This is a genomic window from Nostoc sp. C96, assembly GCF_059384975.1.
Genome location: NZ_CM182020.1, coordinates 2935504 through 2945918 on the forward strand (window position 1 = coordinate 2935504; position 10415 = coordinate 2945918).

Annotated in this window: 6 protein-coding genes; 1 reads left to right on the top strand and 5 read right to left on the bottom strand. The window is 39.1% G+C overall.

Translation table 11 applies throughout. The annotated features are described in order from the left end of the window. The first annotated feature begins 39 nt into the window (after positions 1 to 39). On the top strand, positions 40 to 5451 hold the full coding sequence (locus AC504W_RS12670; RefSeq protein WP_494878045.1) for a trifunctional serine/threonine-protein kinase/ATP-binding protein/sensor histidine kinase: 5412 nt from the start codon (positions 40 to 42) through the stop codon (positions 5449 to 5451). 7 nt (positions 5452 to 5458) lie between these two features. Here the strand turns inward: AC504W_RS12670 and AC504W_RS12675 are convergent, their stop codons facing one another. The 5 genes from AC504W_RS12675 to AC504W_RS12695 all read right to left on the bottom strand — a co-directional run bounded on the left by AC504W_RS12675 (position 5459) and on the right by AC504W_RS12695 (position 10393). After that, positions 5459 to 5614 carry a hypothetical protein gene (locus AC504W_RS12675; protein ID WP_494878047.1) on the bottom strand — a complete coding sequence of 52 codons (156 nt, stop codon included), beginning with the start codon at positions 5612 to 5614 and terminating at the stop codon, positions 5459 to 5461. Between the two features lie 133 nt (positions 5615 to 5747). Beyond that, positions 5748 to 7871 (bottom strand): acylase, encoded by a 2124-nt coding sequence (locus tag AC504W_RS12680; RefSeq protein WP_494878048.1) that lies wholly within the window; start codon positions 7869 to 7871, stop codon positions 5748 to 5750. Next, a complete protein-coding gene (locus tag AC504W_RS12685; RefSeq protein WP_494878049.1) occupies positions 7871 to 8656 on the bottom strand; it encodes a thioesterase II family protein in 786 nt (261 codons plus the stop codon). Before AC504W_RS12685 ends, AC504W_RS12680 begins: the two co-directional genes overlap by 1 nt. A gap of 24 nt (positions 8657 to 8680) precedes the next feature. Beyond that, the gene (locus AC504W_RS12690) at positions 8681 to 8890 is read right to left on the bottom strand and encodes an MbtH family protein (RefSeq protein ID WP_096576670.1); all 210 of its coding nucleotides are present in this window, start codon (positions 8888 to 8890) and stop codon (positions 8681 to 8683) included. 33 nt (positions 8891 to 8923) lie between these two features. Then, complete coding sequence (locus AC504W_RS12695; RefSeq protein ID WP_494878051.1) at positions 8924 to 10393, bottom strand: aspartate aminotransferase family protein; 1470 nt, start codon at positions 10391 to 10393, stop codon at positions 8924 to 8926. Positions 10394 to 10415 lie beyond the last annotated feature (22 nt).

Sequence of the window (10415 nt, forward strand, 5' to 3'; positions counted from 1 at the left end):
GGAATACTAAACAAAACCGCTTTCAGTCTGAAAATAGTTATGATTAACACTCAAGTAAATATTCCCGGATATATAGTTAATGAGCAAATTTATGATGGGTTGAGAACTGTAGTTTACCGAGCAGTTAGAAAAATTGATAACCTACCTGTTGTTATCAAACTCCTGAAAAATTCTTATCCCAGCTTTAGCGAACTTGTCCAATTCCGCAATCAGTATACTATTGCCAAAAATCTCAATTATCCTGGAATTATTCAAACTTATAGTCTAGAATCTTGCCAAAATGGTTATATATTGGTCATGGAAGACTTTGGGGGAATTTCTCTCAAAAAGTGGGGAGTAGAGAAAAACTCACTATTTCTCAAGGAATTTTTAGAAATTGCGATCGCACTCTGCAATACCTTAGATATTCTCTATCAAAATCGCATTATTCATAAAGATATTAAACCTAGCAATATTTTAATTAATCCCGTAACCAAAGAAATTAAATTAATTGATTTTAGTATTGCATCACTTCTACCACGAGAAACTCAAATCTTAGTTAATCCCAATGTATTAGAAGGAACACTGGCTTATATTTCTCCTGAACAAACCGGGAGAATGAATCGGGGAATTGACTATCGTACTGATTTTTATTCCCTGGGTGTAACTTTTTTTGAGTTACTCACAGATGAGTTACCATTTTCATCTAATGATGCAATGGAGTTAGTACATTGTCACATTGCAAAAATGCCTGCGCTATTGGGGAACAGAGAAGAGATTCCCCAGGTTATTTCTGAGATTGTGATGAAATTGATGGCGAAGAATGCTGAAGATAGGTATCAGAGTGCATTAGGATTGAAATTTGATTTAGAAAAATGTTTAATTCAATTAAGAGAAACTGGTGAAATTCAAAGTTTTGAGATTGCTAGTAGGGATGTGTGCGATCGCTTTATCATCCCTGATAAACTATATGGTAGAGAAGCTGAGGTAGAAACTTTACTTCAAGCATTTGAGCGAGTTAGCACTGGCGCAACAGAAATGATACTGGTAGCTGGTTTTTCAGGGATTGGGAAAACTGCAATTGTCAACGAAGTGCATAAACCAATTGTGCGCCAACAGGGTTATTTTATTAAAGGTAAATATGACCAATTTAATCGCAATATTCCCTTCAGTGCTTTTGTCCAAGCATTCCGCGATTTAATTGGGCAATTGTTAACAGAAAGTGACATAAAAATTCAGCAATGGAAACACAAAATATTAGAAGCTGTTGGCGAAAATGGGCAAGTAATTATAGATGTTATTCCTGAACTAGAAATCATTATTGGTCAACAACCACCAGCCATAGATTTATCAGGAATAGCCGCCCAAAATCGCTTTAATTTATTGTTCCAAAAATTCACTCAAGTCTTTACCAGCGCTGAACAGCCCTTAGTAATATTCTTAGATGATTTGCAATGGGTAGATTCCGCATCGCTGAAATTAATTCAGATATTAATGGCTGATACAGGTCGTCTGTTGATCATTGGTGCTTATCGTGATAACGAAGTTCGTTCTGGTCATATACTACTATTAACTTTGAGTGAAATTCAAAAAACATCAGCAACAATCCAAACCATTAATTTAACACCCTTAAGCCAATTACAAATAAACTATTTAGTTGCGGATACAATTAAATGCCCAAAAAATTTAGCCTGGGATATTTCTGCATTAATTTATCAAAAGACTCAAGGTAATCCATTTTTTGCCACCCAGTTTCTTAAGGCATTACATCAAGAAAATATCATTAAATTTAATTTGGATTTAGGCTGTTGGCAATGTGATATTGCACAAGTAAAAACTCAAGCAGTTACAGATGATATTGTAACTTTTATGGTTTTTCAATTGCGAAAACTACTGCCAGCGACTCAATATATATTGCAGTTAGCAGCTTGTATTGGCAATCAGTTTGATTTAGCAACTTTGGCAATTGTTCTAGAACAATCAGAAGTTGAAACAGCGACGAATTTATGGGGAGCGTTGCAAGAAGGATTGATTTTACCAATTAGTGATGTTTATAAATTTTATCAAGGAGAAGATAATCAGCCATTAGGGTTGTCAAATATCAACAAACAATTAGCTAAATATAAATTTTTACACGATCGCGTCCAACAAGCTGCCTATTTACTGATTCCCCATGAGCAAAAACAGACAACACACTATCAAATTGGACGACTGCTGTTGCAAAAAATTGACCTAGCAGCAAGAGAAGAACGAATTTTTGAAATAGTCTATCAATTAAATCATGGAATTGCTTTAATTACCCAACAAATCCAACGGGATGAATTAGCAGAACTTAATTTAATTGCTTGTCGCAAAGCTAAAAGTTCCACCGCCTATCAAGCTGCGGGTGAATATGCCGCAGTTGGATTATCTCTGTTAGGGGAAAAAGCCTGGCAGCAACAATATGAAATAACACTTGCCTTCCATGACTTAGCAGCAGAGATTGCTTCTTTATGCGGCGAATTTGAGGTAATGGAACAGTTGATTGATAGCGTGATTATCCAGGCAAAATCTTTGCTAGAAAAAGTCAATGTCTACTGTATTAAAATCCAATCTTATGTTTTTCAAAATAAGCCAATTGAATCCCTAGATATTGGACAAAAACTCCTGCAACAGCTTGGGGTAATATTTGCCGAATCACCAACACCGGTAGATATTCAACACTCAATTCAAGAGATTAGTGAACTAATAAAAGATAGAAAAATTGCCGATTTATTTGATTTGCCTGTCATGACAGATCGGCAAATCTTGGCAATTATCCAGATTGCCTATGCTCTCATCCCACCAGCTTACAACTCCGGTTCTATTTTGTGTCCATTACTGATTGCATTGTCAGTCAAATTATCCATTCAACATGGAAATACAATCATTTCTGCATTTGCTTATGCTAACTATGGCTTCATTCTCTGCAATCTTTTAAAAGATGTAGAGGCAGCCACAGAATTTGCTCAATTATCCCTACAAATCATCTCAAAATTTGACGCTAAAGCTATTAAGCCAGAGGTGCTTTTAGTGTTAGGAGGTTTTATCCTGCACCGCAAATCTCACATCAAAGATATCCTCCCACTGTTGCAAGAAGGTTACGTGACTGGTTTAGAAGTTGGTAGTACAAAGTTTGCGGGATATCATGCACGTACCTTTTGTAATGCTGCTTTTTGGTGTAATCAACCGCTGGCTACCTTGGAGGAGAATGCTCGTGCTTACTACAATGGGTTGATGCAGCTGAATCAAGTGGGACTAGCTAATCATTGTCGGCTTTCTTGGCAATCTGCATTAAATTTGCTGGGTTTTGGGGAAAATCCTTGTATTTTGTCTGGGGAAGCTGTACAAGAGACGGAACTTCTGCCGCAAATCATATCTGATAATGACGTAAGTGAGTTGTTTGTCTTCTATTCATACAAACTCATGCTCTGCTTTTTGTTTGGAGAAATTGAACAAGCTCAAAATCATGTGGTTGAGTGCAGTCGCTACTTAATCGCTGCTCAAGGACTAGTATATGAACCTACGTTTTATTTTTATGATTCTTTGACTGCTTTAGCAGTTTTGAGTGGTGAATCGGAAGAAACAGCCGAAGTCCTTCAACGGATAGAACAGAACCAAACTCAGCTAAAACAACACTGGGCGCATTATGCTCCGATGAATTATCAACATAAAGTTGATTTGGTGGAAGCGGAAAAATGTCGAGTATTAGGCAAAAATTATGAAGCAGCAGATTGGTACGATCGCGCCATTGCTGGGGCTAAAGCTAACGCATATATTCAAGAAGAAGCTTTAGCTAACGAACTAGCTGCTAAATTTTACCTTGATGGGGGCAGAGAGCGCATCGCCCAAGGCTATATGATTGAAGCTTATTACGGCTATGCCCGTTGGGGTGCAAAAGCCAAGGTTGTTGATTTAGAACAACGCTACCCGCAACTACTGACTTCTATCTTCCAACAAACTCGTACTTGCCTCTCAATTCAAGAAACTGTTTTTCCCTTGGGAACTCATACTTCCACAAATTCTTCTACTAGCATCTCCGATTCTCTAGATTTAGCTACCATTCTTAAAGCCTCTCAAAGCCTTTCTAGGGAAATCGAACTCAAAAAACTACTTGCATCTTTGTTGCATATTGTTATTGAAAATGCGGGGGCTGATAAATGTGTGTTGATGCTGTTGCAAGATGATTCTCTACAAGACACCCAAGACAATCACCTACTGATCAAAGGATTAATTGTCGTAGGTTCTGAGCCAGTTGTGTTGCAGTGTCTTCCTATTGAGGACAGCCAAGACATTCCCCTGAAGCTGATTTACAAAGTCAAAAATGAGAAGCGAACTGCGGTGCTAATAGATGCGGCGCTTAATCCGATCTTAGCTAGTGACCCTTATATCATCCGTGAGCAGCCCAAGAGTATTTTATGTAATCCGATTTTGCATCAAGGGAAGTTGCTGGGCATTTTATATCTAGAAAATAGATTAGTTACAGGGGCGTTTACGAGCGATCGCATAGAACTACTCAATTTACTCTGCGCTCAAGCTGCAATTTCTCTGGAAAATGCGCGATTATATGAGCGATCGCAGCAATATGCCCAAGAGTTAGAACAAGCATTGCACAATTTGCAAAACGCCCAATTACAAATCGTGCAAAGTGAAAAGATGTCTGCATTAGGTAATTTAGTTGCTGGAGTAGCCCATGAAATGAATAATCCTTTAGGATTTATTGCTGCCAGTTTGCAACAAGCTCAACCTACTATTGCTGATATTGTTGAACATTTAAAAATCTATCAAGAAACTTTCCCAGACAAGAGCAATAAAATTCTCACCCACGCCGAAAATATTGATTTGGAATATACCTTGGAAGATTTACCAAAAATGATTGATTCTATGAATATAGCCTGTGACAGGCTGAAAAATATCAGCACTAGTCTCCGCACCTTCTCCCGTGCTGATAAAGATTACAAAGTACCATTTAATATCCATGAAGGCATTGATAGCACAATTTTAATTTTGAAACATCGTCTCAAAGCTAATGAGCAACGTCCCGCTGTTGAAGTTATCACTAACTACAGTGAGTTACCTTCAATAAAATGTTTTCCTGGTCAGTTAAATCAGGTATTTATGAATATCTTAGCAAATGCTATTGATGCTTTAGATGAATCAAATCAAGGATACAGTTTTGAGGAAATTCGAGCTAATCCTAACCTCATTAACATTACTACATCAGTTAATGATAACCAAGTGAAAATATCAATTACTGATAATGGTAAGGGGATGAATGAAGAAGTTAAACAAAAAATATTTGACCATTTATATACTACTAAACCTGTGGGAAAAGGTACGGGTTTAGGGTTAGCTATAGCCAGACAAATAGTCGAAAAAACCCACGGTGGCAAATTGAGTTGTAATTCTATTTTGGGTGAAGGTACAGAGTTTATTATCGAAATACCTGTTTAATATCTTGTCAATCCTCATCAATCGAACTACCTTCATCCTTACCAAAGCGATATTTCCACTCAGCCACATTTGCATATTGCCAGATGTATTGTAGTAAGGGTTTATCGAAACGCTGTAATGCAGGACTATAACTAATCCAAACAACATCAAGATCATCAGACATAAAAACTCAAATACCACAAATACACACATTTTGCCTTCAAACCTTAGTGTTACTCCGCGCCAACCTCAGCACCACTTTGCGTTTAAAAACAAAATTAGTTGTGTGCATCTGTAGTTAATCACAAGGTATAAAATTAGAAGACTGTACGCTCTTCTAAGTGGGCTGTAATTTCTTGTCGGTTACGCCAAATAGGACGCAATTCCTGGCGGGCAAATAATTGCAATTGATCGCCAGCATGAGGTGAATTCGGTTGAGTAGCATTACCATAGCTAGTGAGTGCCTTGGCTTTGACTGGTTGGGAAAACTCCACCGCAGCAACGTAAGAATCTCCATGAACTGCTTGAAAGCGTCCATCCTCTGTTGGGGCGAAAGTGAGTACGCGAAAGACACCTTTTTCTCCATTACCTCCATTAGCAGGTAAGTCTACATTGTCAGACCGTAATCGGAAAACGTCACCCCAAGCAATATCTAGAGTGCCATAGGTCTGCTCTATTTTGGCGGCGACATTTGCTAGTGTTTTGACTGCACTTTCAGGATCAGCTAAACCATCCGGTGTCGTGCGGGGAGATTTTTCATTCCAAGGAATACTAAATGCTGTATTTACATCGAGGTTGTCCACCCAAGAGTTAAATAGTACAGCACCTCGGCTATTTGCATCGGCTTTACGATCCCATTTTGTCAGTACTTCAGCAGCACGGCGTGCTAATTGATTTTCTTGGTTTTGAGCAGCAGGAATCAAATCATCCAGAATTCTGTCTGCTAGTTCCATTTGGGTTGAATGCTTGTAGGCAATCATTTCCTCGAAGGAAATACTTTCATCTTCAGCTAACATTCTGGCAGAACGCTGCGCCCGGAAATCCATTGGCCCCCGTGGTGCCATATAGGATGGATAATTGTCGGCTTTGATGGCAATAGGAAAAGTGGTAGTCCAAGGTGGGTCATTGGTATTTTGTAACCAACCACTAGGGGGATCAATCACTTTTGGCAAATCTCGATATGGGTGCATTTTAGTCCAGAGAGTTTTCGAGGTATCACCAGGAATAGTGTTTTGCCAGTAGGCAAAGTCTCCTTGTTGACGTACAGGGACTAGACCGTTGAATAGGTGCATAATATGGCCTTCACGGTCGGCATACATAACAGTAAACATAGGTAACTGTAAGCGTTGCAATGCTTTCTGAAATTGGGTGATATTTTGGGAACTGGCCATATCCCACCACTGTTCTAAAACGCCTGGACTGTTTTGACCAACGACGCGCAGTGCTAAAGCTTTACCTTTGTTAGCGCTAACTACAGGGCCATGAAGAGAATTTTGGACGGAGAAGATTTGCTCTCGGAAAGCGCCATTTTTTTGCTTAATTTTTAAGGAAAAGTTTGTTGTTTCAAAGGGGCGAACTTTGCCATCAAAAAGATAGCCATCTTTTTGTAATTTGAGTTCGTAGCTATCCCAACCGTCATGAGTATTGACTGTGTGAGTCCAACCTAAATTATCGTTGAAGGCGATCGCTAAAACCGGGATACCAACCAATGTTGCCCCATAAGCATCAATACCTGGGGCAGTAATTTGGGCTTCGTACCATAAAAATAAATCGCCCCAAGGTAAGTGGGGATTGGCTAACAGCATTGCTTTACCACTGGCTGACCGTTTTGGTGCGATCGCCCAACCATTAGAACCTAGCGCAGACTTAGTATGAGTTATATCAGCTATCCGTCCTGGATCGACGACAAAAGTAAACAGCAGTAGTCTTTGTAAGTGACTAAGTACATCCTCTGGCGTGACTGGTAATACTACTTTGACTTCATCGTCAATTAAATCGGGATGCTTTTTGGCATAGGTATTAATTCCATTAGCAAAAGCTTTGAGATAACTACGAAATGCCGGACTTTGGGCTGCATACCAAGCACTAGCCCGTTTGGGTACACCCATTGTCAGTACCCATTTATCTGATTCGAGATAATCTTCTCCCCAATATTGTGCAGCTTTTCCCCTGGCTTGACCGTAGAGGTGCAACAGCAAGTTTCCGTGACTTTGCATCTGCGCCCATCCAAAAGCTTGAAAAGCATTGGGAGTGTTATTTCCATATATATGCGGTATGCCGTAGCTATCCCACAGAATTTCTGTGGTTTTGGGTACAGAACTAATACTTTGACTACTAACAACTAAAATGAAAGTAATTCCGAGTAGAAAAGGTAAGAATCTGCGTGATATTTTGTGCAACTGAATAGGGTACGGTGGTTTATTTTTGACAAAGGAAAACATTAGAGTTTGAATGTGAGATTTTGGTTAATTTGTGCTGATAAATATTTAGCTAAACTTGCTAATAACATAGATTGGGCAGAATGCAGAAAAAAGTGATCACCAGGAAACATATCTAAACTAAAATTAGTCGTTGTTTGTTCTTGCCATGCTTGTAATTCGTCACAACTCACTTCCGCATCTTGTAATCCGCCAAACACACTAATGGGACATGCTAAAGGTGGTTCAGGAGTATAAATATAAGTTTCTAAAACAGCAAAATCAGCACGTAAAATCGGCTGAAATAATTGCATTAGTTCAGAATTCTCTAATACAGCTGGCGGTGTCCCGTTGAGATGACGTATTTCTGCGATAAAATCTGCTTCCGGGAGGTTATGAATTGCCGGGTATGAGTCGGGGATTTGCGGGGCGTGACGACCAGAGATAAATAAGTGGACTGGGAGAAGATGATACTTTTTGCGAAGTAGTCGCGCTAATTCAAAGCTAATCAAGCCACCCATACTGTGACCAAAAAAGGCGAATGGTTTGTCTAAATAGGGGTGTATGATGGAGGCGATCGCATCTACAAGCACATCCATATTATTACATAGCGGCAATTTTATTTGCCTACCTCGACCTGGAAGTTCAATCGCGCAAACTTCGATCAACGGAGGTAAATAATCAGCCCAACTGCGAAATAGTAAAGAACTACCACCCGCATAAGGAAAGCAAAATAAACGCAAATCTGCTAAAGGATTTGGCTTAGGGCAAATTATCCAAGAATTGTAACTTGATATATTTGTCTTCATTACAAGTTGAATTAGCTGTTGAGCCTATTCCTCCATTTTTTTCCTTAAACTCAGAGGTCTCATATCAGTCCAAACTTCCTTGATATATTCCAGACATTCTGATTTGAGTCCACTTTTACCTGCATCTCGCCACCCAAGGGCATTTTCTCTATCAGCAGGCCAAATAGAATATTGTTCTTCATGGTTAACCACAACCTTATAAATTGTTGTATCTTCTGAATTTGTCTGATTCATTTTGTTTTTCTCGTCTATAGAGTTTGTTAAAAACTAACTAAGTAAAAAACCACCTGCTTGCAATTCTCTGACACTATCTTGAACAGCCTGAATAATAAAATCAACATCTTCTGCTGTATGGGCTGTAGACAAAAAGCCATCACCTTTTGGCATGAGAACTCCTCTATCAATCATGTGATTAAATATGAGCCTTAGCCCAATTGGAAATGAAGGCTCTGTTAGTAAAAGAGAAGTTTCAGAAAAATTAGCATTGAAAAACGAGCCAAAATTTGACAGATAGATGGGAAGTTTTTCTAATTCAAAGTAAGCATTTAGCCTTTCTACAAATTGCGATGTCCGTTGGTTTAACTGTTCTTGTAGACTGACCCCTTGCATTTTTAAATATTGCAATAAAGCACGCGCAGCAGCTAGAGAAAGAGAATGTCTACAATAACTAGTTCCAGACCACGTAGCTGGTACATCTGGAGAAGACATATCACCATAATTCCACATACCGCCATCAATGGTATCCATATAAGCAGCTTTACCAGCGACTACTGCTAAAGGCATACCACCACCAACTATTTTTCCGTAGGTTGCAATGTCGGCTTCAACTCCAAACCATGCTTGTGCGCCACCTGGATGAATGCGGAAGCCAGTATTCATTTCGTCAAAGATTAACGGTATTTTTAATGTTTGAGTCAATTGGCGTAGTTGCTGAATAAAGGCTTGGGGTTGAAAGCCGAGTCGGTGTTGTTGTACAGGTTCTACCAGAACAGCGGCCAATTCTTGCTTATAGTTTTTAATTATCTCTAACGACTCAGGACTTCCATACTCTAAAACCAAAACATCTTCAGCAGTATTTGGTGTTATTCCTGGATACTCTGGAATCCCTTTAGGACTGCCATCTGTTGCTTCTGCTTTCACTAAAGTTCCATCAAAAATACCATGATAAGAACCAGAAAATAAAGCAATCTTATGACGATTTGTGGCTGCTCTGGCTATGCGTAGGGCTAACATCATTGCTTCTGTGCCTACACTACAAAAAGCTACCCGTTCCATCCCCGTCAGTTCCGAGATTAACTCAGCAACTTCACCAGCAAGTGCTGCTTGTGCGCCGCTTTGGATACCATATTCAAGTTGATCTGCGATCGCTTTTTTGATAAATGGCGGATTATAACCGCATAAATGTATACCATATCCACCAGTCAGGTCTATATATTCATTACCATCAACATCCCACATTCTGGAACCTAAAGAACGTTCAGTCAAAATCGGATAGAACATTTCTTTTATAAGAAAATCAAACCCGACAGAACCTCTGTTATTGGCAAAAACAGGACGATATTTCTGCGCGAGTTGCTTAGATATTTTTGTGCGTTGATTGTAACGAGTAATTAATGTTTCTAAATGCTTTTGTTGGCGAGGATTAAGTTTTGTTTTCAGATTTTGATTTGTTGTTTCGGCAATTGTCTCAGTTGCTAATTCCAACTGTTGCAAATTAGATATGCTAGTAGTATCCATCAAGTTAAATTTTGCTGTTAGT

Coding starts and splice junctions, on each gene's coding strand:
- AC504W_RS12670 (WP_494878045.1), top strand. CDS start 40: ATGATTAACACTCAAGTAAATATTCCCGGATATATAGTTAATGAGCAA.
- AC504W_RS12675 (WP_494878047.1), bottom strand. CDS start 5,614: ATGTCTGATGATCTTGATGTTGTTTGGATTAGTTATAGTCCTGCATTA.
- AC504W_RS12680 (WP_494878048.1), bottom strand. CDS start 7,871: ATGTTTTCCTTTGTCAAAAATAAACCACCGTACCCTATTCAGTTGCAC.
- AC504W_RS12685 (WP_494878049.1), bottom strand. CDS start 8,656: ATGAAGACAAATATATCAAGTTACAATTCTTGGATAATTTGCCCTAAG.
- AC504W_RS12690 (WP_096576670.1), bottom strand. CDS start 8,890: ATGAATCAGACAAATTCAGAAGATACAACAATTTATAAGGTTGTGGTT.
- AC504W_RS12695 (WP_494878051.1), bottom strand. CDS start 10,393: ATGGATACTACTAGCATATCTAATTTGCAACAGTTGGAATTAGCAACT.